Annotated in this window: 25 protein-coding genes; 2 read left to right on the top strand and 23 right to left on the bottom strand. The window is 64.4% G+C overall.

Annotated features, from left to right (window positions below):
- Together H926_RS26910 and H926_RS33225 are read right to left on the bottom strand one after the other, a co-directional pair.
- Positions 1–880, bottom strand: an 880-nt coding sequence (locus H926_RS26910) for a LysR family transcriptional regulator (RefSeq protein ID WP_022676281.1), incomplete at its 3' end; no start/stop codon positions are given.
- A complete protein-coding gene (locus H926_RS33225) occupies positions 880–1,026 on the bottom strand; it encodes a hypothetical protein (protein ID WP_158271855.1) in 147 nt (48 codons plus the stop codon). The genes H926_RS33225 and H926_RS26910, both read right to left, overlap by 1 nt.
- An 88-nt stretch (positions 1,027–1,114) precedes the next feature.
- Here H926_RS33225 and H926_RS26915 point away from each other — a divergent pair, with 88 nt between their 5' ends.
- Together H926_RS26915 and H926_RS0110685 are read left to right on the top strand one after the other, a co-directional pair.
- Positions 1,115–1,378, top strand: coding sequence for a hypothetical protein (locus tag H926_RS26915; RefSeq protein WP_022676283.1), 264 nt, complete (start codon positions 1,115–1,117; stop codon positions 1,376–1,378).
- An 18-nt stretch (positions 1,379–1,396) separates the two neighbouring features.
- Entirely contained in the window at positions 1,397–2,281 is an 885-nt protein-coding gene (locus H926_RS0110685) for a bestrophin family protein (protein ID WP_022676284.1), read from the top strand.
- Between the two features lies 1 nt (position 2,282).
- Here H926_RS0110685 and H926_RS0110690 read toward each other — a convergent pair whose 3' ends face one another.
- The 21 genes from H926_RS0110690 to H926_RS0110790 form a co-directional block, all read right to left on the bottom strand.
- Positions 2,283–2,555 carry a DUF1467 family protein gene (locus H926_RS0110690; RefSeq protein WP_022676285.1) on the bottom strand — a complete coding sequence of 91 codons (273 nt, stop codon included), beginning with the start codon at positions 2,553–2,555 and terminating at the stop codon, positions 2,283–2,285.
- 37 nt (positions 2,556–2,592) lie between these two features.
- Positions 2,593–4,188 carry a ribonuclease J gene (locus H926_RS0110695; protein WP_216643461.1) on the bottom strand — a complete coding sequence of 532 codons (1,596 nt, stop codon included), beginning with the start codon at positions 4,186–4,188 and terminating at the stop codon, positions 2,593–2,595.
- Between the two features lie 53 nt (positions 4,189–4,241).
- Complete coding sequence (locus tag H926_RS0110700; RefSeq protein ID WP_022676287.1) at positions 4,242–5,048, bottom strand: type III pantothenate kinase; 807 nt, start codon at positions 5,046–5,048, stop codon at positions 4,242–4,244.
- Positions 5,048–5,794: a biotin--[acetyl-CoA-carboxylase] ligase gene (locus H926_RS26920; RefSeq protein WP_237741016.1), complete on the bottom strand. Its 747-nt coding sequence runs from the start codon at positions 5,792–5,794 to the stop codon at positions 5,048–5,050. Before H926_RS26920 ends, H926_RS0110700 begins: the two co-directional genes overlap by 1 nt.
- Positions 5,795–5,801: 7 nt before the next feature.
- Positions 5,802–7,265 (bottom strand): NADH-quinone oxidoreductase subunit NuoN, encoded by a 1,464-nt coding sequence (gene nuoN, locus H926_RS0110710; protein ID WP_022676289.1) that lies wholly within the window; start codon positions 7,263–7,265, stop codon positions 5,802–5,804.
- Entirely contained in the window at positions 7,265–8,809 is a 1,545-nt protein-coding gene (locus H926_RS0110715; RefSeq protein ID WP_022676290.1) for an NADH-quinone oxidoreductase subunit M, read from the bottom strand. The genes nuoN and H926_RS0110715 overlap by 1 nt, the downstream gene beginning before the upstream one ends.
- On the bottom strand, positions 8,806–10,860 hold the full coding sequence (gene nuoL, locus H926_RS0110720) for an NADH-quinone oxidoreductase subunit L (RefSeq protein ID WP_022676291.1): 2,055 nt from the start codon (positions 10,858–10,860) through the stop codon (positions 8,806–8,808). The genes H926_RS0110715 and nuoL overlap by 4 nt, the downstream gene beginning before the upstream one ends.
- A gap of 4 nt (positions 10,861–10,864) precedes the next feature.
- A complete protein-coding gene (nuoK, locus tag H926_RS0110725) occupies positions 10,865–11,170 on the bottom strand; it encodes an NADH-quinone oxidoreductase subunit NuoK (protein WP_022676292.1) in 306 nt (101 codons plus the stop codon).
- Positions 11,170–11,787, bottom strand: coding sequence for an NADH-quinone oxidoreductase subunit J (locus H926_RS0110730; RefSeq protein WP_022676293.1), 618 nt, complete (start codon positions 11,785–11,787; stop codon positions 11,170–11,172). Before H926_RS0110730 ends, nuoK begins: the two co-directional genes overlap by 1 nt.
- Positions 11,788–11,799: 12 nt before the next feature.
- On the bottom strand, positions 11,800–12,285 hold the full coding sequence (gene nuoI / locus H926_RS0110735) for an NADH-quinone oxidoreductase subunit NuoI (protein ID WP_022676294.1): 486 nt from the start codon (positions 12,283–12,285) through the stop codon (positions 11,800–11,802).
- The gene (nuoH, locus tag H926_RS0110740; RefSeq protein WP_022676295.1) at positions 12,282–13,328 is read right to left on the bottom strand and encodes an NADH-quinone oxidoreductase subunit NuoH; all 1,047 of its coding nucleotides are present in this window, start codon (positions 13,326–13,328) and stop codon (positions 12,282–12,284) included. Before nuoH ends, nuoI begins: the two co-directional genes overlap by 4 nt.
- Positions 13,325–15,331 (bottom strand): NADH-quinone oxidoreductase subunit NuoG, encoded by a 2,007-nt coding sequence (gene nuoG / locus H926_RS0110745; RefSeq protein ID WP_022676296.1) that lies wholly within the window; start codon positions 15,329–15,331, stop codon positions 13,325–13,327. The genes nuoH and nuoG overlap by 4 nt, the downstream gene beginning before the upstream one ends.
- Positions 15,331–16,623, bottom strand: coding sequence for an NADH-quinone oxidoreductase subunit NuoF (gene nuoF, locus H926_RS0110750; protein WP_022676297.1), 1,293 nt, complete (start codon positions 16,621–16,623; stop codon positions 15,331–15,333). Before nuoF ends, nuoG begins: the two co-directional genes overlap by 1 nt.
- A gap of 3 nt (positions 16,624–16,626) precedes the next feature.
- Entirely contained in the window at positions 16,627–17,295 is a 669-nt protein-coding gene (locus tag H926_RS0110755; protein ID WP_022676298.1) for an NAD(P)H-dependent oxidoreductase subunit E, read from the bottom strand.
- Positions 17,295–17,630, bottom strand: a complete 336-nt coding sequence (locus H926_RS0110760) for a nuclear transport factor 2 family protein (protein WP_022676299.1) — start codon at positions 17,628–17,630, stop codon at positions 17,295–17,297. The genes H926_RS0110755 and H926_RS0110760 overlap by 1 nt, the downstream gene beginning before the upstream one ends.
- A gap of 1 nt (position 17,631) precedes the next feature.
- On the bottom strand, positions 17,632–17,838 hold the full coding sequence (locus H926_RS0110765; RefSeq protein WP_022676300.1) for a hypothetical protein: 207 nt from the start codon (positions 17,836–17,838) through the stop codon (positions 17,632–17,634).
- On the bottom strand, positions 17,835–19,046 hold the full coding sequence (locus tag H926_RS0110770; RefSeq protein WP_022676301.1) for an NADH-quinone oxidoreductase subunit D: 1,212 nt from the start codon (positions 19,044–19,046) through the stop codon (positions 17,835–17,837). Before H926_RS0110770 ends, H926_RS0110765 begins: the two co-directional genes overlap by 4 nt.
- On the bottom strand, positions 19,043–19,774 hold the full coding sequence (locus tag H926_RS0110775; protein ID WP_022676302.1) for an NADH-quinone oxidoreductase subunit C: 732 nt from the start codon (positions 19,772–19,774) through the stop codon (positions 19,043–19,045). The genes H926_RS0110770 and H926_RS0110775 overlap by 4 nt, the downstream gene beginning before the upstream one ends.
- Before the next feature lie 13 nt (positions 19,775–19,787).
- Positions 19,788–20,345, bottom strand: a complete 558-nt coding sequence (locus H926_RS0110780; RefSeq protein WP_022676303.1) for an NADH-quinone oxidoreductase subunit B family protein — start codon at positions 20,343–20,345, stop codon at positions 19,788–19,790.
- Positions 20,342–20,716, bottom strand: a complete 375-nt coding sequence (gene ndhC / locus H926_RS0110785) for an NADH-quinone oxidoreductase subunit A (RefSeq protein ID WP_022676304.1) — start codon at positions 20,714–20,716, stop codon at positions 20,342–20,344. Before ndhC ends, H926_RS0110780 begins: the two co-directional genes overlap by 4 nt.
- Positions 20,717–20,967: 251 nt before the next feature.
- Positions 20,968–21,240 (bottom strand): prepilin peptidase (locus H926_RS0110790; protein ID WP_022676305.1); only part of this gene is annotated, 273 nt, incomplete at its 5' end.

A 21,240-nucleotide genomic window follows, 5' to 3' on the forward strand; every position in this document is an offset into this window, starting at 1 on the left:
ACGCCAAAGCCGGCACCTGATGCGCCAGGAATTGCAGGCAGCGGCGCAGGCGCGGTGTCTGCCCCTGGCGCGGCTCGAACAGCGCCACCACCGGCAGCGCCGGCAGTTCCAGATCGGGCAGCACCGCCTCCAGCGCGCCACTCTCCAGGTCTTCGGCCACTTCCCACAGCGAATGCAGCGCCACGCCGGCTCCATCAAGGGCCCAGGCGCGCGCCACGTCGGCATCGTTGGTGGCCAGGCCCGCCGGCAGCGCCAGCCCCTCGGGCAGGCCCTCGCGCAGCACCGCGCCGGCTTCATCCAGCACCACCACGTGCTCGTGCCGGGCAAGATCATCCACCGCTTGCGGGCGCCCGCGCCGCTCCAGATAGGATGGCGCGGCACACAGCACGCGCGGGTTGCTGCCCAAACGGCGGCAGATCAGCGACGAAAGCGGCGGCGCGGCAAAACTGATCACCAGATCGTGCCCGCTCTCCACCGGATTGGCGAGCGCGGGCACGCTGTCGAGATGCACCGTCACATCGGCATGGGCGCGGGCAAAGCGCTGCAACAACTCGCCCAGGCGGCGGCGGCCAAAGGCCAGGGTCGTTGCCACTTTCAGCGTGCCCGCCGGGCCAAAGGCGCGCGTGCGAATCACGGTTTCGGCCCGTTCCATGTCGGCCAGGGCCTGCCCGGCCTGGCGATAGAAGATTTCGCCTTCCTCGGTCAGCGAAAGGTGGCGGCTGTTGCGCCGGACCAGCGCCACGCCCAGGCGCGCCTCCAATTGGGCCAGGCGGCGGCTGACCACCGGCAGCGACAGGCCCAGGCGTACTGCCGCCTGCGACAGGCTACCCGCCTCGGCCACGCGGACGAATGAAACCAGTTCGGAATAACGATCTGCCATTAACCGAGGATAGGAAACGCGTATTGCGCCGCAATATGCCCAAGGTTGCAGAACTGTTTGAAATCGTTGCCCGCTGCCGGATTTGCGATGTAATGCCCTGATCCATCTGATGTTTTCAAAATCTGCAAGCCACGGTTGCCGGCCATGGGCATTCCCATTTCCCTGGCGCGTCGCAAAATGAAAGGGCGATGGCGTGCCATGGTGGTACCGCCGATGAGACACGGGAACCTGTCGATGGCCTTTGCATTCCCCTTTCGCAACGCCGCACCTGCCGCCGCGTATGGCGCCGAAGCGCCCCTGCGCTGGAACGATATCGAGGCGCTGCCGGTGCACTGCGCCGTGCTGGCCATGGCCGTGCTGGCCTGGCTGGCGATCAACGAAGAAGGGCAGACACTGCAACTGGCGCTTGCCAAGGTGATCGGTATTATCGGCTGCATCGCGCTGCGCCGGGCCTGGCTGGGCATGGATCGCCCCGATGACCCGGCGCCGCGCCCCTGATCAAAGGTTCAAACAGGCATGATCGTTGGCAAGACCCCGCGTATCCGCATGACGTTCGTGGCGGCGTGGAACACGCTGCTCGCCCTGTTCGTGTGGGATGTGGCGGTAACCGTCTTCTATTATTTCACGCCCTTCCCCGCCCCGGCCCTACCCTTGACGATCTTCGGCACCGGGCTGGCGCTGCTGCTGGGGTTCCGGGTCAATTCGGCCTATGCCCGCTGGTGGGAAGGCCGCATCGTGTGGGGCGCGATGACCAACGCCTCGCGCAGCCTGGCGCGCGCGGTGGGCGCCGCCCTGCCCGATCATGCGGCGGGCCAGGCCATGCGCCACGACGTGGTGCGCCGCCACATCGCCTATGTCCACGTGCTGCGCCACCAGTTGCGCGGGCAAGACCCGGCTGAAAGCGCGCAGCGCGTGCTGGGCGACGCGGAAATACCCGAACTCGCGCGGCGCAACCCGGCCAATGGCCTGCTCGAAGGCAATGGCATGCGCCTGGCCTCCGCGCTGCGTCAGGGCTGGATCGATACCGTGCAGTTGAGCCGGATCGAGGCGATCATGGTCGATATCAGCAACGCCCAAGGCGCCATGGAACGGCTGCGCAACACCCCGCTGCCCGCGCAGTACCGCAGCTTTCCGACGTTCTTCACGCGCCTGTTTTGCGTGCTGCTGCCGATTGGTCTGGTCGAAACGCTGGGACCAGCCACGCCGCTTGGCTCGGCGCTGGCGGGCTTCATGTTCCTGGCCGCGCTGCAGATCGGCGATGACCTGGTCAATCCGTTCGCCAACACGATTCACGACGCCCCGCTCACGGCGATGTGCGCCACGATCGAATCCGACTGCAATGAAAGCCTCGGCCTGCCGCCCGTTCCAGTGGTTCAGCCCGAAGGCGGCATCCTGTGGTAGGTCAAAGGCCGATCAATGGCGAAATGTCGAGGTCTGACGCCGTGATCCAACCGTGGCGGAAATTGGCGTAGAGCAGGGCAAAGACCACCGCCGAAACCAGCGTGGCACGCCAAGCCACCATGCGCGGCCGGAAATTCACCGGCGCGCTGGTGGCATGGCCCACCGTGGGGTTCACCCCGGCATCGTGCGGGGTGCGCAGGCCAAAGGGCAGCACGGCAAATGCCGCCAGCACCCAGATCAGGGCATAGACCGCCAGCATCGAGCCAAAACGCATCGTTCTCTCCCTCTTACGCCGTGCGGCTGCTGCCGGCTTAACGCTCGCGCAGCAGCACCTGCACCACCGGCTTCTTGCCCGACCAGCGCTGCGCCGTGCGTCTTACCGCAAGCCGCACGCATTCGGCAACGGCCACCCGGTCGCGCTTGCGGTCGCCCTTGAGGGCTTTGAGCGCCTTGGACACGTCCTCGCGCGCCTCTTCCAGGAACGGCTCCATGTCCTCTTCCAGGGGCACGCCAATGCAGCCGATGTCCACGCCAGAGGCCTGCTTGCCTTCGGCGGTGACCGCCAGGGCCACGCTGACCAGGCCATTGTTGCCCAGCTTGCGCCGCGCGGCCATCGCCTCGCCATCGGCCGGGGCGATGATATCGCCATCCAGCACCAGGCGGCCATTGCGCTCCGTGCTCAGCTTGACCGGCCCATTGGGGGCCAGGCGCACCAGATCGCCGTTCTTCTGCAGGATGGTCTTGGGAATGCCCTCGGCCTTGCCCAGCGCGGCCTGCTCGGCCATGTGGCGGATTTCGCCATGCACCGGCACCAGGATCTTGGGGCGCAGCCAATCATACAGCGCCACCAGTTCCGGCCGACCAGGGTGACCCGAAACGTGGATCATCGATTGCTTGTCGGTGATCAGGCGCACGCCCTTTTCCACCAGCGCGTTCTGCACGCGGCCGATGGCCAGTTCGTTGCCGGGAATCTGGCGGCTGGAAAACACCACTGCATCGCCCGCTTCCAGCGAGATCGGATGCTGGCCGCCAGCGATACGGGCCAGCGCGGCGCGCGCCTCACCCTGTCCGCCAGTGGCCAGGATCAGCACTTCACCGCGCGGCAGGTCCATCGCCGCGTCCATGCTGATAGGATCGGGAAAATCAAGCAGATAGCCCGATGCCTGCGACACCTTGATGATGCGATCGAGCGAGCGCCCGGCCACACACAGCTGCCGCCCGGTGGCCTCGGCCACTTCGGCCAGGGTCTGCAAGCGCGCCACGTTGGAGGCAAAGGTCGTCACCACCACGCGCCGGCCTTTAAGCTCGGCAATGGTTTCCAAGAGCCCGGCCCGCACCGCGCCTTCCGAACCGGAAGGCTTGGGATTGAACACATTGGTGGAATCGCACACCAGCGCCAGCACGCCTTCGTCACCGATGGCAGTCAGCTCTTCCTCGGTGGCGGGCGTGCCCACGCGCGGCTCGTCGTCAAGCTTCCAGTCGCCGGTGTGGAACACGCGGCCATAGGGCGTGTCGATCACCAGGGCATTGCCCTCGGCGATCGAGTGCGCCAGCGGCACATAGCGGATGTCGAACGCGCCGAGCGAGAGGCTGCCCTCGTTCTGGATCACGTTCAGTTCGACACTGTTCTCGATGCCGGCTTCCACCAGCTTTTCATTCACCAGGCGCGCGGTAAACGGCGTGGCATAAAGCGGCACGCCCAGTTCCTGCGCGAAATAGGGCACGGCACCGATATGATCTTCGTGCGCGTGGGTCAGGACGATGCCGAGCAGGTCCTTCTTCCGCGCTTCGATGAATTCCAGATCGGCAAAGACGAGTTCGACGCCGGGATACCAGGGATCGGCAAAGGTCATGCCCAGGTCGACCATCAACCACTTGCCGTCACACCCATAGAGGTTGACGTTCATCCCGATCTCGCCCGAACCACCAAGGGCGAGAAACAGCAATTCCTTTCCGGGCTTCACTCTTGTGTCCTGTTCTGGGCGGCCGCGATGGCGCGCTCTGCAAGCAAGGCCATGCCGTCCAACGTCAGGTCGGGGTCGACATGGTCAAAAATCCGCGTGTGGCGGTCAAACAATACGGCCAGCCCGCCCGTGGCAATCACCTTGGCCGGTTGGCCGATTTCGGCGCGCATCCGGGCGATCAGGCCTTCCATCATGGCAACATAGCCCCAGAACACGCCGATGTGCATCTGGTCTTCGGTGTTGCGCCCTATCACGCTTTCGCCCTGGCGCGGCACGGAAATGGCGATGCGCGGCAATTTCGCCGCCGCACTCACCAGCGCGTCGAGCGAGAGGTTGATCCCCGGCGCAATGATCCCGCCCTTGTAGGTGCCTTGTGGGTCTACCCAGTCGAACGTCGTCGCCGTGCCGAAATCGATGATGATCAGGTGCTGCCCGGGATGGGCGGCATGGCCGGCAATCACGTTCAGCGCGCGATCCGCGCCCAGCGAGCGCGGCTCGTCCACATCGGCGACAAAGCCCCACTCGGCCAGGCCCTGCCCCGCCACCAGCGCTTCCAGGCCGAAATACTTGTCGGCCAGAACCTGCAGGTTGTGCAGCGCGCGCGGCACCACCGTGGAAATCACGATCTGGCGCACGGCATCGCGCGCAAAGCCCTGGATCTGCATCAGTTGCAGCAGCCACACGGCGTATTCGTCGGCCGTGCGGCGCGGATCGGTGGCCACGCGCCAGCGCGCGCGGATCGTGCGATCCTCGAACAGGGCAAACACCACGTTGGTATTGCCGACATCAACCGCCAGCAGCATTACGCATCTCCTTGGGCCGCTGGTGGCGTGGGATCACCCACCAGATCGACATCGCCGGCATGAATCGCAAGGGTGCGGCCATCGGCCAGGCGCAACTGGGCCACGCCATCGGCATCGATGCCGGCAAAGGCACCCATGATCATGCCATGGTCGCGATCGTTGACGGAAACCAGCGTGCCACGCGGCACCGCCCGCTCTTCCCAGGCGCTGCGCAAGATAGGCCATTGCCCGGCATGCCAGGCGCCAAGCCGCGCGGCCCAGGCGCTTGCCAGGGCCGCGGCAAAGGCATCACGCGCAATAGCGTGGCCCAATGCCGCAAGGGAAACGGTCTGCCGCCCCGGCACATCGGGCGCGGCGGCGAGGTTCACGCCGATGCCGACCACCACGGTCTGGCCCACCCGTTCCAGCAGGATACCCGCCAGCTTGGCCTGGCCCACCAGCAGATCGTTGGGCCATTTCAGGTACAGTCCGGGTAGCCCCGGTGCGACGCCGGCCACCGCATCCCACAGCGCCAGGCCGGCAACCAGCGCCAATGTCTGGGGCGCGGTTTCATGGGCCGCCAGTTGCACGGCGGTAGAGCCCATGAAGTTGCCGAAGCCATCGCTCCACACCCGGCCGGATCGGCCGCGCCCCGCGCTCTGCCGATCGGCGATCAGCCAGTGCCCCTCCAAAAGGCAATCCCCCCCACCAGCGCGCGCCACAAGGGCCGCGTTGGTGGAGGGGATTTCTTTTACGTATTCGAGCAAGGGCGGCTCAGGCCACGTGGAACAGCGCGGCTGCCGCATTGCCGGCAAGCACGTGCAGCCAGTTGGTCAGCAGGTAGCCCAGCGGCGAAATGAACAGCGTGGCCACCACCAGCAACACGGTATGGGCCAGTTCGCTCTTGCCCGTCACCTTGTCGGTCGCCTCATCAAAGTAAAGCACCTTGACGACCTTGAGGTAGTAGAACGCGCCGATCACCGAGGCAGCGATACCGATCGCGGCCAGCGCCAGCAGATTGGCCTGCACGGCCGCCTGGAACACCACGAACTTGCCCCAGAAACCGAACAGCGGCGGGATACCGGCCAGGCTGAACATGACCGCAGCCAGCGCTGCGGCCAGGCCCGGGCGCGTCTTGGACAGGCCGGCCATGTCGGAAATCGCTTCCACCGGCTCGCCATCGGCGTCCTTGAGCATCAGCACGGCGACAAAGCCCGCCACCGACATCGCCACGTAGATCGCCAGATAGACCAGCATCGCGGCCGCGCCCGGCTGGTTGGCACAGGCCAGGCCGATCAGCATGAAGCCAACGTTGTTGATCGACGAATAGGCCATCAGGCGCTTGATGTTGTTCTGCCCGATCGCACCCAGCGCGCCGATCACGATCGACAGCAGCGCGGCAAAGATCACGATCTGCTGCCAGGCGTGGACCTGGGTGCCGAATGCTTCGAGGCTGACACGCATCAGCAGCGTGAGCGCAGCGACCTTGGGCGCCGTGGCAAAGAAGGTCGTCACCGGGGTCGGCGCGCCTTCGTAAACGTCGGGCGTCCACATGTGGAACGGCGCGGCGCTGATCTTGAACGCCAGGCCAGCCAGCACGAAGACCACGCCAAAAGTGGCGCCGGTGGACAGGCCATGGCTGAGCGCCAAGCGAATGCCTTCAAAGCTGGTCGTGCCGGTGAAGCCATAGGTCAGGCTGACGCCATAGAGCAGGATACCCGAGGCGAGCGAGCCAAGCACGAAGTACTTGAGGCCCGATTCCGCCGAGCGTTCGTCGCTGCGCAGCATCGAGGCCAGGACATACGAAGCAAGGCTGTTGAGTTCGAGACCGATATACAGCGCGAGAAGATCGCCGGCCGACACCATGATCCCCATGCCCAGCGCGGCAAACAGCACCAGCAGCGGAAATTCCGCGCGCATGCCGCGCACGCGTTCAAAGAACGCAGGCGCCACGATCAGCGTCACGCCGGCACCGGCATAGATCAGCAGCTTGGCAAAGGCGGCAAAGGCATCGGCATGATACTGGCCGGCAAAGGCCGTCACCGCCGGGCCCATCGCCGAACCACACAGCGCGGGCGCGGCGATCAGGGCGCAGACGGTCAGGACCGCCACCGACAGGATCGAGATCAGGCGCGAAGCCTTGTCACCGGCCCAGGCCGCCACCAGCAGCAGGATCAGGCCGGAAATGCTGAGCACTTCCTCGGCCAGGGTGATCTGGAGAGAGCGAAGCAGTTCCATCAGTGCGCCTCCCCGTGCGCGGCTTCTTCATGGGCAGCGGCACCAACCGGCTGGGCCACCCCGAGTTTCAGTTGCGCGTCGCCCTTGGGCTTGGCCGGGGCCACGCGCGCTTCAAGCGCGGCGATATCCTTGCGCATCGGCGCCAGGAAGCTTTCCGGATAGACGCCCATCCACAGCACCACGGCGGCCAGCGGCACCATCATTGCCCACTCGCGCTTGTCGAGATCGAGCATGGCGGCAGCGTCGGCGTTCTTCTGGTCACCAAAGATCACGCGGCGATAGAGGTAGAGCATATAGGCCGCACCCAGGATGATCCCGGTGGTGCACACCAGCGCCACCCAGCTGCTTTCGGCATAGACGCCCATCAGCGAGAGGAATTCACCCACGAACCCGCTGGTGCCCGGCAGGCCGATCGAGGCCATGGTGAACAGCAGCATGAACAGGGCATAGTACGGCATGTTGATGGCAAGACCGCCATAGCGCGTGATTTCACGGGTATGCAGGCGATCATAGATCACGCCCACGCCCAGGAACAGCGCGCCAGCCACCAGGCCGTGGCTGAGCATGATCAGCATCGAGCCTTCGAGACCCTGCGTGTTGAACGCGAACAGGCCGATGGTCACGATCGCCATGTGCGCGACCGAGGAATAGGCGATCAGCTTCTTGATGTCCTGCTGGACCAGCGCGATCAGCGAGGTGATCACCACGGCCGCCATCGACAGGCCCCACACCAGCGGCGCGAACTGCGCCGAGGCTTCGGGGAACATCGGCAGCGAGAAGCGGATGAAGCCGTAGCCACCCATCTTGAGCAACACGCCCGCCAGGATCACCGAGCCGGCGGTGGGTGCCTGCACGTGCGCATCGGGCAACCAGGTGTGCACCGGCCACATCGGCATCTTCACCGCAAAGCTGGCAAAGAACGCAAGCCACAGCCAGGTCTGCGCATGGACCGGGAAGTTGTAGGCCATCAGGGTCGGGATGTCGCTGGTGCCGGCCACGTTGACCATCCAGAACATCGCGATCAGCATCAGCACCGAGCCGAGCAGCGTGTAGAGGAAGAACTTGTAGCTGGCGTAGATGCGATCCGCCCCGCCCCAGATGCCGATGATCAGATACATCGGGATCAGGCCGGCTTCGAACATGATGTAGAACAGGAATAGGTCCTGCGCGGTGAAGACGCCGATCATCAGCGTCTCCATCAGCAGGAACGCCGCGTAGTATTCACCGGCGCGCTTCTCGATCGAGTTCCAGCTGGCGCCGATGCAGATCGGCATGAGGAACACGGTCAGCGCGATCAGCAGCAGGGCGATGCCATCAATGCCCAGCTTCCATTCAAAGCCGGAAAAGAGCGCGGCCCGCTCCTGGAACTGCCACTGCGCGCCTCCCACGTCGAAGTGCATCCACAGGACAACGCCCAGGACGAAATCGATGAGCGTGGCGATCAGCGCGATCAGGCGGGCCTGCTCGCGGTTGGCCTTGAGGACCAGGCCGGCGCCGACGAGCGGCACCAGCAGCATGAGCGAAAGGATCGGAAAGCCGGTCATTGTGCGATCACCCAGCTGATCGCGCCGACGAGACCGACGAGCATGACCAGCGCATAGCTGTAGAGATATCCGGACTGGAGCTTGACCGCCCCGCGGCTGCCCTGCGCCACCAGCCAGGCAGCGCCGTTCGGGCCAAAGCGATCGATGATCCCGATATCACCCACCTTCCAGAACACGCGGCCGAGCCACAGCGCGGGGCGCACGAAGATGAAGTGATAGAGTTCGTCGAAGTACCACTTGTTGAGCAGGAAGCGGTAGAGGAAGCCGAACTGGTTCACGAAAGCCGCCGGGAACGCCGGGTTCACGACATAGGCATAAGTCGCGATCAGGAACCCGGTGACCATCACCGCGAACGGCGACCACTTCACCCAGGTCGGCACCTGGTGCGCGGCGTGGATCAGATGCTCGCTGTAAACCAGCGCGCCCTTCCAGAACTCACCCGTCCCTTCGCTGATGAACGCGTGTGCGAACACCCAACCTGCGAAGATGGCGCCGAGCGACAGCACGACCAGCGGCACCAGCATGACCAGCGGGCTTTCGTGCGGGTGATAGCCCGCCGTGCCATCGCTGGGTTCGTCATGGTGGTGATGATCATGGCCATGCGCGTGTGCATGATCATGCCCATGATCGTCGTGGCCATGCGCATCGTGCACGGCGTGCTGGATGTGCTCCGACTGCTCCCAGCGCGGCTTGCCGAAGAAAGTCAGGTAGACCAGGCGCCACGAATAGAAGCTGGTGAGCAGCGCAGCGAACACGCCCATGAAGAAGGCAAAGTGCCCGAGTTCGGTGCCCTTGGCCCAGGCGGCCTCGATGATCGCATCCTTCGAGAAGAAACCGGCAAAACCGATCTCGAATGCACCCACCCCGGTAATGGCCAGCGTGCCGGCCATCATGGCGAAGAAGGTCAGCGGGATCTTCTTCCGCAGGCCACCGTAATAGCGCATGTCCTGTTCGTGGTGCATGGCATGGATCACCGAGCCGGCACCCAGGAACAGCAGCGCCTTGAAGAACGCGTGCGTGAACAGGTGGAACATCGCCGCGCCATAGGCGCCGACGCCGGCGGCGAAGAACATGTAGCCCAGCTGCGAGCAGGTCGAATAGGCGATCACGCGCTTGATGTCGGTCTGCGTCGTGCCGATCGTGGCGGCAAAGAAGCAGGTCATCGCGCCGATGAAGGTGACGAAGCTGGTCGCCGTCGGGCTCAGTTCGAACAGCGGTGACAGGCGGCAAACCATGAACACGCCGGCGGTCACCATGGTGGCCGCGTGGATCAGCGCCGACACCGGGGTCGGGCCTTCCATGGCGTCAGGCAACCAGGTGTGCAGGCCGAGCTGCGCCGACTTGCCCATCGCGCCGATGAACAGCAGGATGCAGATCACCGTGGCGGTATCGAGGCGATAGCCCAGGAAACCGATGGTCGAGCCCGAAAGGACGGCTGGCGCATCGTGCAGGATCTGTGGGATCGACACGGTGTGGAACACCAGGAACGTCGCAAAGATGCCCATCATGAAGCCAAGGTCGCCCACGCGGTTGACCACGAAGGCCTTCATCGCGGCGGCATTGGCGCTGGGCTTGCGGAACCAGAAGCCGATCAGGAGGTACGAGGCCAGGCCCACGCCTTCCCAGCCGAAGAACATCTGCACCAGGTTGTCGGCCGTCACCAGCATCAACATGGCAAAGGTGAACAGCGACAGATAGGCGAAGAAGCGCGGCTGATCGGGTTCCTCGCTCATGTACCCCCAGGAATAGAGGTGCACGAGGAACGAGACGGTGGTGATCACCACCAGCATGATCGCGGTGAGCGTATCGACGCGCAGCGCCCAGAGGAAATCGAGATCGCCCGACTTCACCCAGTGCAGCACCGGCGTAACGCTCGCTTCGGCATGGCCACCCAGGAACGAGAGGAAGATCGGCCACGACAGCGCGCAGGATACGAACAGCGCGCCAGTGGTGATCACCTTCGACGGGATCAGGCCCAGTTTCTTGTTGCCAAGGCCGGCAACGATCGCTGCCAGAAGCGGCAGGAAGACGATGACGTTGATGGACGACATGGGTTCAGCCCTTCATCCGGTTGACGTCGTCGACGGCAATCGTGCCGCGGCCACGGAAGTAGATGACAAGAATGGCAAGACCGATCGCCGCTTCGCCCGCTGCCACCGTGAGCACGAACATCGCGAAGATCTGGCCGACCAGATCATGCAGGAAGACGCTGAAAGCGACCAGGTTGAGGTTCACCGACAGCAGGATCAGCTCGATCGACATCAGCAGAATGATGACGTTCTTGCGGTTGAGGAAAATCCCCAGCACGCCGAGCACGAACAGGATCGCGCTGACGAAGACATAATGTTCGATGCCGATCATCAGAGCGTTACCCCCTTCCCGACTTCCGGCTGAAGATTGATGGTCGCCTCTTCCGGACGGCGCGAGATCTGGCTGCTCGGCTTCTGGCCGCGCACGTCGCCACGCTGGCGATGGGTCAGCACGATGGCGCCGATCATGGCCACCAGCAGAATGATGCCGGCGGTTTCGAATAGGAAGAGATAGCGCGAATAGAGCAGCGCCCCGATGGCCGCCGTGTTGGACAGCCCCGCCACCGGCGCAGTCGCCGCATCAGGCGTGCCCAGCACCAGGCCGCCGGCCTTGTAGGCGCCCACGCCCATGACCAGTTCGGCCAGGAACACGAAAGCCAGGGCAAAGCCCAGCGGGAAGTTCTTGATGAAGCCGGCCCGCAGCTGCGCGAAGTCGATGTCGAGCATCATGACGACGAACAGGAACAGCACCGCGACCGCGCCGACATAGACGATCACCAGCAGCATCGCGATAAACTCGGCGCCGATCAGGATCATGAGGCCAGCAGCGTTGAAGAACGCCAGGATCAGCCAGAGCACCGAGTGCACCGGATTGCGGGCGAGAATGGTCACCGCGCCCGAAAAGATCGTAAGCGTGGCAAAGAGATAAAAGGCAATTGCCTGGATCATGACGCGCGCCCCTTACCGGTACGGTGCATCGGCTTCAAGGTTCGCGGCAATCGCCCGCTCCCACTTGTCCCCGTTCGCCAGAAGCTTGGCCTTGTCGTAGAGCAGTTCTTCGCGCGTTTCGGTCGCGTATTCGAAGTTGGGCCCCTCGACGATGGCATCGACCGGGCATGCTTCCTGGCAAAAGCCGCAGAAGATGCACTTGGTCATGTCGATATCATATCGCGTGGTGCGGCGGCTGCCGTCCTCGCGCGGTTGCGCCTCGATCGTGATCGCCTGCGCCGGGCACACCGCTTCGCACAGCTTGCACGCGATGCAGCGTTCCTCGCCGTTGGGATAACGGCGCAGGGCGTGTTCACCACGGAAGCGCGGCGAGATCGGGTTCTTCTCGAACGGGTAGTTCACGGTCGCCTTGGGCCTGAAGAAATACTTCAGGGTCAGCCAGTGCGCTTTCACGAACTCCCAGAGGGTGAAGCTCTTGACGAGCTGTCCGACAGTCATGCGAAGTGTCCGGTAGCCATGAGGTAGCCGCTGACGAGGAACACGAACAGCAGCGAGACGGGCAGGAAGATCTTCCAGCCAAGGCGCATCAGTTGGTCATAACGGTAACGGGGCACCGTCGCCTTGACCCAGCTGAAGACGAAGAAGCCGAAAGCGATCTTGAGGATCAGCCAGATCCAACCAGGGATCAGGTAGAGGACCGCCAGTTCCACCGGCGGCAGGTAACCGCCCCAGAACAGCGTGGCGTTGAGCGCGCACATCAACAGCACGTTGCCGTATTCACCCAGCCAGAACAGGGCGAAGGCCATCGACGAATATTCGGTCTGATAGCCGGCGACGAGTTCGCTTTCCGCTTCGGTCAGGTCGAACGGCGCGCGCTGGGTTTCGGCCATGCTGGAGATGAGGAACATCACCCACATCGGGAACAGCAGCGGACTGCACCAGAAACCGTTGATGAAGCCAAAGCCGAAGCCGTGCTGCGCCTTGACGATATCGTTGAGATTGAACGAGTTGGCCCACAGCACCACGCAGACCAGGATGAAGCCGATCGAGACTTCATAGCTGATCATCTGGGCCGATGCGCGCATCGCCGAGAAGAACGGGTACTTCGAGTTGGACGACCAACCCGCGATGACGATGCCGTAAACCCCGAGCGACGAGATCGCGAGGATATAGAGCAGGCCGACGTTGATGTTGGCCAGGATCGCGCCCGAATTGAACGGGATCACCGCCCAGGCCAGCAGCGCCACCGTGAAAGTGATGATCGGCGCGATCAGGAACAGGCCCTTGTTCGCCGCCGAAGGAATGATGGTTTCCTGCAGGAACACCTTCAGTCCGTCGGCAAACGACTGAAGAATGCCGAACGGGCCCACCACGTTGGGGCCACGGCGCAGTGCCATCGATGCCCAGACCTTGCGGTCGACATAGATGACCATGGCCACCGCCAGCATCACCGGCAGCGCGATCAGCAGGATTCCGCAGATCGTGGAAATGGTCCAGGCCGCCGCGAAGGGCAGGCCAAGGCCTTGAAAGAACGCAGTCATTCCGCGGCCTCCGCCTGAAGTTCACCGTGGAGCAGTTCGCTCGAGCAGCGCTGCAGCGTGGGGCTGGCGCGGCCGATGGCGTTGGTCAGATAGGGATCGGCGATCGGATAGGCGATCGTCCCGGTGCAATCCGCGCTGGCCGGAGCCGTGGGAAGCGCGCCGTAATCGGCCAGACCTTCGACGCCCAGTGCCGGCACCGCCGCGATCATTGCCGCGCGCAGCTGTTCAAAGCTGTCGAACCCGACATTGACGCCAAAGGCATCGGCCAGCGCGCGCAGGATCGTCCAGTCTTCGCGCGCTTCGCCCGGGGCGAACACGGCGCGTTCGGCAAACTGCACACGGCCTTCGGTGTTGACGTAAGTGCCGTCCTTTTCGCTGAACGCAGCGGCAGGCAGGATCACGTCGGCGGCATGGGCCGCCTTGTCGCCGTGATGGCCGATGTGGACGATCATGCTGTCGGCAAACTTGGTCCAGTCAACCTCGTCCGCGCCCAGCGAGATGACCATCTTGGGCTTGGCCGCCACGAGATCAGCCAGGCCGCCCGGCTGGGCGTAACCCAGCATCAGGCCGCCCATGCGCGCTGCCGCCATGTGCAGCACGTTGAAGCCGTTCCAGCCATCGCGCACCAGGTTGAAGCGCTCGGCAAAGCCCAGGCCCGCTTCCAGCACGCCCTTGGCCAGGCCAGCACCGCCGATGATAATCGCCGGCTTGTTTGCCGCGCCAAACGCGTCGGCCACTTCGGCCGGCAGGTTGGCCAGCGTGGCAGCATCGTCGCCCAGGAACGTGGCGGGGAACGTGGTGTCCCACACCGGACCGATCACGAATACCTTGGCGCCGCGCTTCACGGCCTTGCGCAGGCGCGTATTGAGCAGCGGCGCTTCGTTGCGGATCTGGCTGCCCACGATCAGGATCGCATCAGCGTCCTCGATGCCGGCCAGGGTCGAGTTGAACGCCACGGCCGCCAAGCTCGACGTGGTGTACGCCATGCCGGTCTGCCGCCCTTCGAGCAGCGAGGAACCGAGCGCGCCCGCCAGGGACTTGGCGGCAAACATCGTTTCGCAATCGACCAGGTCACCGGCAACCACCGCAACCGACGGACCGGGATTGATCGAGGCAACCGCGGCAAAGGCTTCGGCCCAGGTCGCGGCAACCAGCTTGCCATCGCGGCGCAGCCACGGACGGTCCAGGCGGCGGCGGGTCAGGCCATCGACCATGAAGCGGCCACGGTCGGCCAGCCATTCCTCGTTCACGTCATCGTTGACGCGCGGCAGGATGCGCAGCACTTCGCGGCCACGGCTGTCGAGGCGGATATTCGCTCCGATCGCGTCGGACACGTCGATCGACAGCGTCTTCTTCAACTCCCACGGGCGCGCTTCGAACGCATAGGGCTTGCTGGTCAGCGCGCCGACCGGGCACAGGTCGATCACGTTGGCCGAAAGCTCGTGCTTGGCGGCCTTTTCCAGATAGGTGCTGATCTGCATGGTTTCGCCGCGATAGAGCGCGCCGATCTCGTCCACGCCGGCGATCTCTTCCGAGAACCGCACGCAGCGGGTGCAGTGGATGCAGCGCGTCATCGTCGTCTTGATGAGCGGGCCCATGTACTTCTCGGTCACGGCACGCTTGTGCTCGTGATAGCGCGAGCCGCCACGGCCATAGGCCACCGACTGGTCCTGCAGGTCGCATTCGCCGCCCTGGTCGCAGATCGGGCAATCGAGCGGGTGGTTGATCAGGAGGAACTCCATCACCCCTTCCCGCGCCTTCTTGACCATTTCGCTGTCGGTGCGGATTTCCTGGCCTTCGCTGGCCGGAAGCGCGCACGAAGCCTGCGGCTTGGGCGGCCCAGGCTTCACTTCGACCAGGCACATGCGGCAGTTGCCGGCAATGCTCAGCCGCTCGTGATAGCAGAAGCGGGGGATTTCCTTGCCGGCGAGTTCGCAGGCCTGGAGCACGGTGGCCCCGGCCGGAACTTCGAGTTCGACGCCGTCTACTTTGACCTTGGGCATTATTCTGCTGCCTCCCGAACGTCGGCGCGCGCGGCGATGCGACGTTCGATTTCGGGGCGGAAGTGGCGGATCAGGCCCTGGATCGGCCAGGCGGCCGCGTCACCCAGGGCGCAGATGGTGTGGCCTTCGACCTGCTTGGTCACGTTGAAGAGCATGTCGATCTCTTCCACGTCAGCATCGCCGGTGCGCAGGCGCTCCATCACGCGCCACATCCAGCCGGTGCCTTCGCGGCAGGGCGTGCACTGGCCGCAGCTTTCGTGCTTGTAGAAGTACGAAAGGCGGCTGATCGCGCGAACGATGTCGGTAGACTTGTCCATGACGATGATCGCCGCAGTGCCCAGGCCCGAGCCCAGCGCGCGCAGGCCGTCAAAGTCCATCGGCGCATCCATGATCTCGGCGGCCGGCACCAGCGGCACCGACGAACCACCCGGGATCACGGCCAGGAGGTTGTCCCAACCGCCGCGAATGCCGCCGCAATGCTTTTCGATCAGCTCGCGGAACGGGATCGACATCTCTTCCTCGACCACGCAGGGCTTGTCGACGTGCCCGCTGATCTGGAACAGCTTGGTGCCCTTGTTGTTCTCACGGCCAAAGCTGGAGAACCAGCCCGCGCCACGGCGCAGGATGGTGGGGGCAACCGCGATCGACTCCACGTTGTTCACCGTGGTCGGGCAGCCATAGAGGCCGGCGCCGGCCGGGAACGGCGGCTTGAGACGGGGCTGGCCCTTCTTGCCTTCGAGCGATTCGATCATCGCGGTTTCTTCGCCGCAGATGTAGGCGCCCGCGCCGCGGTGGACGAAGACATCGAAGTCATAGCCCGAACCGGCGGCGTTCTTGCCGAGCAAGCCCGCGTCATAGGCTTCAGCCACGGCGGCAAACAGCGTTTCGGCTTCGCGGATATATTCACCGCGAATGTAGATATAGGCCGCGCGTGCGCCTATCGCGAAACCGGCGACCAGCGCGCCTTCGATCAGCTTGTGCGGATCGTGGCGGATGATTTCGCGGTCCTTGCACGAACCCGGTTCGGATTCGTCGGCGTTGATCACCAGAAAGCTGGGGCGGCCATCCTTGGATTCCTTGGGCATGAACGACCACTTCATGCCGGTGGGGAAGCCCGCACCGCCACGGCCACGCAGGCCGGAGTCCTTCATTTCCTGGATGATCGCGTCACGGCCGCGCGCGATCAGGTCCTTGGTGTTGTCCCAATCGCCGCGCGCCTGGGCGGCAGCCAGGTTCCACGGCTGATAGCCGTAGAGATTGGTGAAAATGCGATCCTTGTCGGCAAGGGCCATGGCTTACCACTCCCCTCGATAATCGTGGTTTTCGGAAACCATCGCCGTCAGCGAGGTCGGCCCACCCACCGGTTCCACGGTGTGGCGGCCCGGCTCCTGCGTGCCGGTCTTGGGCTGGCGCCCGGCAGCGAGTTCGTCGAGGATATGCTCGATCCGCTCGGCCGTCAGGTCTTCATAGTTGTCGTCGTTGATCTGCACCATCGGCGCCGACGAGCAGTTGCCCATGCATTCCACTTCGGTCAGCGTGAACAGACCATCGGCAGTGGTGTGGCCCTTCTTCATGCCCTTGGCCTTGCAGGCCGCCAGGATGTCGTCAGACCCGCGCAGCATGCACGGCGTGGTGCCGCAGACCTGCACGTGGAACCGGCCAATCGGCGCGATGTTGTACATCGTGTAGAAGGTGGCCACTTCGAGCACGCGGATGATCGGCATGTCGAGCTGCGCGGCGACGTATTCCATCACCGACAGCGGCAGCCAGCCCTGCGTGTTCTCTTCGGCACCAACCTGGCGCTGGGCCAGGTCGAGCAGCGGCATCACCGCGGAGCGCTGGCGCCCGGCGGGATAGCGCGCGATGATTTCCTTGGCCTTGGTCGCGTTCTCGGGCGTCCAGGCAAAGCTGCCCCAGCGCGCACGCAGCGCGGGGCTATCGGGTTCGGGATGACGATCAGCCATTAGCGAATGAACTCCACGCGTGCGCACTTGCCATCGACGAAGCTGTAGACGGCAATCACGTCAAACGGCTCGGCAGCGGCAGAGCGCCAGACGCGCTCGTGAAACACCACATAATTGCCCAGCTCGTTCGCCCCGATCACCTCGGCGCGGTTTTCCGGAAACTCGGCAAACATCTTCTTGAGGCCCTCGCGGGTGCCTTCCTTGCCGTCGCGCACCACGGCGCCGCGATAGCCAGCCTCGCAGGCATCGTCGGTCATGTAGCTGACGTAGGTGTCGGCATCCTGGGCGTTGTAGGCCGCGATCATGGCCGTGGCGATCTGGGTCAAACCAGCCATGTCAAAGCCCCCTGCGCCGGCGGGCGCGGTTGAACCACAGCCCCTGGCCAAAATGGAACAGCTCGAACCCGCCCACGGCGCTCGCCAGCATGGCCAGGCTTTCCGGCGCCTTGCCGGTCACGCCCAGGGCAATGAACCAGGCCACGGCCAGGACCAGCCCGGTCAGGCAGGCGAGGATCGAAACCTGATCGATCTGCGCGCGGCTCACCGGTCGCACTCCCCGAACACCACGTCGATCGCGCCCAGGATGGCGGTCGCGTCGGGCAGCATGTGGCCCTTGGACATGAAGTCCATCGCCTGGAGATGCGAGAACGCGGTCGGGCGGATCTTGCAGCGATAGGGCTTGTTGGTGCCGTCAGAGACCAGGTACACGCCGAATTCGCCCTTGGGGCTTTCGGTGGCGACATAGACTTCGCCAGCCGGCACGTGGAACCCTTCGGTGTAGAGCTTGAAGTGATGGATCAGGCTTTCCATCGAGCTCTTCATCTCGGCGCGCTTGGGCGGCATCACCTTGCGGTCGTCGCTGTGCACCGGGCCTTCGGGCATCTGCGCCAGGCACTGCTTCATGATCCGGGCCGACTGGCGCACTTCTTCCACGCGCACCATCATGCGGTCATAGCAATCGCCCCGCGTGCCCACCGGAATATCGAATTCCATGCGGTCATAGACGTCATAGGGCTGCGCCTTGCGGATATCCCAGGGGATGCCCGAACCGCGGATCATCGGGCCGGAAAAGCCCCAGCGCACCGCATCGTCCTTGCTCACCACGGCGATATCGACGTTGCGCTGCTTGAAGATGCGGTTGTCGACCACCAGGCTCATCGCGTCGTCGAACAGCTGCGGCAGGCGCGTGTCGAGCCAGTCGGCCATGTCGGTCAACAGCTTGAGTGGCACGTCCTGGTGCACGCCGCCGGGGCGGAACCAGGCCGAGTGCATGCGCGCGCCCGACGCGCGTTCGAAGAACGTGAGGCAGTCCTCGCGGATTTCGAACAGCCACAGGTTCGGCGTCATCGCCCCCACGTCCATCACGTGCGAACCGATGTTGAGCATGTGGTTGCAGATGCGGGTCAGCTCGGCAAACAGCACGCGCAGATACTGCGCGCGCAGCGGCACGGCGATGTTGAGCAGCTTTTCCACCGCGAGCACGTAGGAGTGCTCCATCGCCAGCGGCGAGCAGTAGTCCAGGCGGTCGAAATAGGGCAGCGCCTGGAGATAGGTCTTGTGCTCGATCAGCTTTTCGGTGCCGCGATGCAGCAGGCCAACGTGCGGATCGATCCGCTCGATGATTTCGCCGTCCAGCTCCATCACCATGCGCAGCACACCGTGCGCGGCCGGGTGCTGCGGGCCGAAGTTGATCGTGTAGTTGGTGATGACCTCGTCACCCGTGGTGGGCGACTGTTCGAGCGAGAAGCTCATGCCTTGTCTCCCGAGGGCTTGGTCGCTTCCTTGTTGGCTGCCGCGCCAGCACCGGTATGCGCCGGCGTCGGCGTGTCCTTGGGCGTGGCCACCGGTGCAGGCGCGGCCGCTTGCGCTGCCTTCTCGTCACCGGGCAGCACGTACTCGGCGCCTTCCCACGGGCTCATGAAGTCGAACTGGCGCAGGTCCTGAGCCAGGCGCACGGGCTCATAGACCACGCGCTGGTCTTCCTCGGAATAGCGCAGCTCGACATAGCCGGTCAGCGGGAAGTCCTTGCGGAACGGGTGCCCCTGGAAGCCATAGTCGGTGAGGATGCGGCGCAGATCGGGGTTGCCCGCGAACAGCACGCCATACATGTCATAGACTTCGCGCTCCAGCCAGCCAGCCACCGGCCACAGCGTGGTGGCGGTGGGAACCGGGGTGGACTCGTCGGTCCGCACCTTCACGATCAGGCGATGGTTGCGGGTCAGCGAGAGCAGGCAGTAAACCACCTCGAAACGGTCAAGCCGCTGCGGATAGTCCGCCCCGGCAATTTCCATCAGCTGCTGGTATTCGTGCTCGTCACGCAGGGTGCGCAGCACGTCCTGGATGCGCTCGCGCACGACCAGCAGGACGATTTCGCCGTGCTCTTCCTTCGCCTCGATCACCAGGTCGCCCAGCGCGGTGGCCAGCGTGTCCTTCACCCCGTCGAAGGGGGCATAGCGCGGTGCGGAATGCAGAATGGCCATATGCCCTACCCTCTCAACGCTCAAGCGTGCCGATGCGGCGGATCTTCCGCTGCAACTGCATCACGCCATAGAGCAGCGCCTCGGCAGTCGGCGGGCAACCCGGCACATAGATATCCACCGGCACGATGCGGTCACAGCCGCGCACCACCGAATAGCTGTAGTGGTAATAGCCACCGCCATTGGCGCACGAGCCCATCGAGATGACGTACTTGGGGTCCGACATCTGGTCGTAGACCTTGCGCAGCGCCGGGGCCATCTTGTTGCACAGCGTGCCGGCCACGATCATCACGTCGGACTGGCGCGGCGAAGCGCGAGGGGCGACGCCGAAGCGTTCCATGTCATAGCGCGGCATGTTGACGTGGATCATTTCCACCGCGCAGCATGCCAGGCCAAAGGTCATCCACCAGAGCGAGCCGGTGCGCGCCCACTGGAACAGTTCCTCGGTCGAGGTGACGAGAAAGCCCTTGTCCGAAACCTCGGCGTTGATGCTTTCGAAAAAGGCCTGGTCGGGCGCGACGATCGGCGAGCCAGCGACCGGCGAAACAGCGGGGGTAGTAGCCATGTCGTTCATTCCCAATCCAGTGCGCCCTTCTTCCAGGCATAGATGAAGCCCAGCACCAGTTCAGCCAGAAAGACCATCATGGTCGCCCAGCCGGCCCAACCGGTCTGCTTGAGGCTCACCGCCCAGGGAAACAGGAACGCTGCTTCCAGGTCGAAGATAATGAACAGGATCGCCACGAGATAGAACCGCACGTCGAACTGGCTGCGCGGGTCTTCAAAGGCGGGGAACCCGCACTCATATTCGGCCAGCTTGTCTGCCGTGGGATTGTGGGTGCCCGTCAGACGGGCTGCCCCCATCGGCAAAAACACGAAGGCCGTGGAAAGCGCGAGCGCGATCCCGAGGAAAATCAGGATCGGCAGATATTGGATGAGGTCGACCAAGGGGCTGACTCGCGATGGAATGCACTTGGCACGGGGCACTAGTCCTGCCTTGGCCCATGCGCAAGTGGGGTGCAGCGCAATAAAGGGGGTTGACCCCACCCATTTGGGCAAGATCGTGACAATACCGAGGCACGAACCCCCGGATTTCGCCCAAAAGCCCGGCAAACCAGCCACCTCTTGCCGCATCGCGAGATGTCAGTTGCAGGAATTGCGCACACGATTGCATGGCGCACAAGGCGCCCCGCGCATCCTCACCTCAGGTCGAGCACGAAAACAGGCCAGGCCGCGGCCGCCAGGAACGTACCGAGCGGCAATCTGGTGGCCGCATCGATGCGGCCTCCTCGCCAGGCCATCAGGCCCGCCACGGCCAGGCCGAGCAGCGCCGCGCCAAGCAGGACATGCACCGCGCCCACCGGCCCCACCCATAACCCGATCGCGCCGAGCAGCAGCGGATCACCTCCGCCCAGCCCTTCGCGCCCGCGCGCCCGGCGATAGCCCCACGCAACCAGCGCCAAGAGGCCATA

Source organism: Novosphingobium sp. B-7 (genome assembly GCF_000410615.1).
GTDB lineage: Bacteria > Pseudomonadota > Alphaproteobacteria > Sphingomonadales > Sphingomonadaceae > Novosphingobium > Novosphingobium capsulatum.

Coding starts and splice junctions, on each gene's coding strand:
- H926_RS33225 (WP_158271855.1), bottom strand. CDS start 1,026: ATGGCCGGCAACCGTGGCTTGCAGATTTTGAAAACATCAGATGGATCA.
- H926_RS26915 (WP_022676283.1), top strand. CDS start 1,115: ATGGCCTTTGCATTCCCCTTTCGCAACGCCGCACCTGCCGCCGCGTAT.
- H926_RS0110685 (WP_022676284.1), top strand. CDS start 1,397: ATGATCGTTGGCAAGACCCCGCGTATCCGCATGACGTTCGTGGCGGCG.
- H926_RS0110690 (WP_022676285.1), bottom strand. CDS start 2,555: ATGCGTTTTGGCTCGATGCTGGCGGTCTATGCCCTGATCTGGGTGCTG.
- H926_RS0110695 (WP_216643461.1), bottom strand. CDS start 4,188: ATGAACGTCAACCTCTATGGGTGTGACGGCAAGTGGTTGATGGTCGAC.
- H926_RS0110700 (WP_022676287.1), bottom strand. CDS start 5,048: ATGCTGCTGGCGGTTGATGTCGGCAATACCAACGTGGTGTTTGCCCTG.
- nuoN (WP_022676289.1), bottom strand. CDS start 7,265: ATGGAACTGCTTCGCTCTCTCCAGATCACCCTGGCCGAGGAAGTGCTC.
- H926_RS0110715 (WP_022676290.1), bottom strand. CDS start 8,809: ATGACCGGCTTTCCGATCCTTTCGCTCATGCTGCTGGTGCCGCTCGTC.
- nuoL (WP_022676291.1), bottom strand. CDS start 10,860: ATGTCGTCCATCAACGTCATCGTCTTCCTGCCGCTTCTGGCAGCGATC.
- nuoK (WP_022676292.1), bottom strand. CDS start 11,170: ATGATCGGCATCGAACATTATGTCTTCGTCAGCGCGATCCTGTTCGTG.
- H926_RS0110730 (WP_022676293.1), bottom strand. CDS start 11,787: ATGATCCAGGCAATTGCCTTTTATCTCTTTGCCACGCTTACGATCTTT.
- nuoI (WP_022676294.1), bottom strand. CDS start 12,285: ATGACTGTCGGACAGCTCGTCAAGAGCTTCACCCTCTGGGAGTTCGTG.
- nuoH (WP_022676295.1), bottom strand. CDS start 13,328: ATGACTGCGTTCTTTCAAGGCCTTGGCCTGCCCTTCGCGGCGGCCTGG.
- nuoG (WP_022676296.1), bottom strand. CDS start 15,331: ATGCCCAAGGTCAAAGTAGACGGCGTCGAACTCGAAGTTCCGGCCGGG.
- nuoF (WP_022676297.1), bottom strand. CDS start 16,623: ATGGCCCTTGCCGACAAGGATCGCATTTTCACCAATCTCTACGGCTAT.
- H926_RS0110755 (WP_022676298.1), bottom strand. CDS start 17,295: ATGGCTGATCGTCATCCCGAACCCGATAGCCCCGCGCTGCGTGCGCGC.
- H926_RS0110760 (WP_022676299.1), bottom strand. CDS start 17,630: ATGGCTGGTTTGACCCAGATCGCCACGGCCATGATCGCGGCCTACAAC.
- H926_RS0110770 (WP_022676301.1), bottom strand. CDS start 19,046: ATGAGCTTCTCGCTCGAACAGTCGCCCACCACGGGTGACGAGGTCATC.
- H926_RS0110775 (WP_022676302.1), bottom strand. CDS start 19,774: ATGGCCATTCTGCATTCCGCACCGCGCTATGCCCCCTTCGACGGGGTG.
- H926_RS0110780 (WP_022676303.1), bottom strand. CDS start 20,345: ATGAACGACATGGCTACTACCCCCGCTGTTTCGCCGGTCGCTGGCTCG.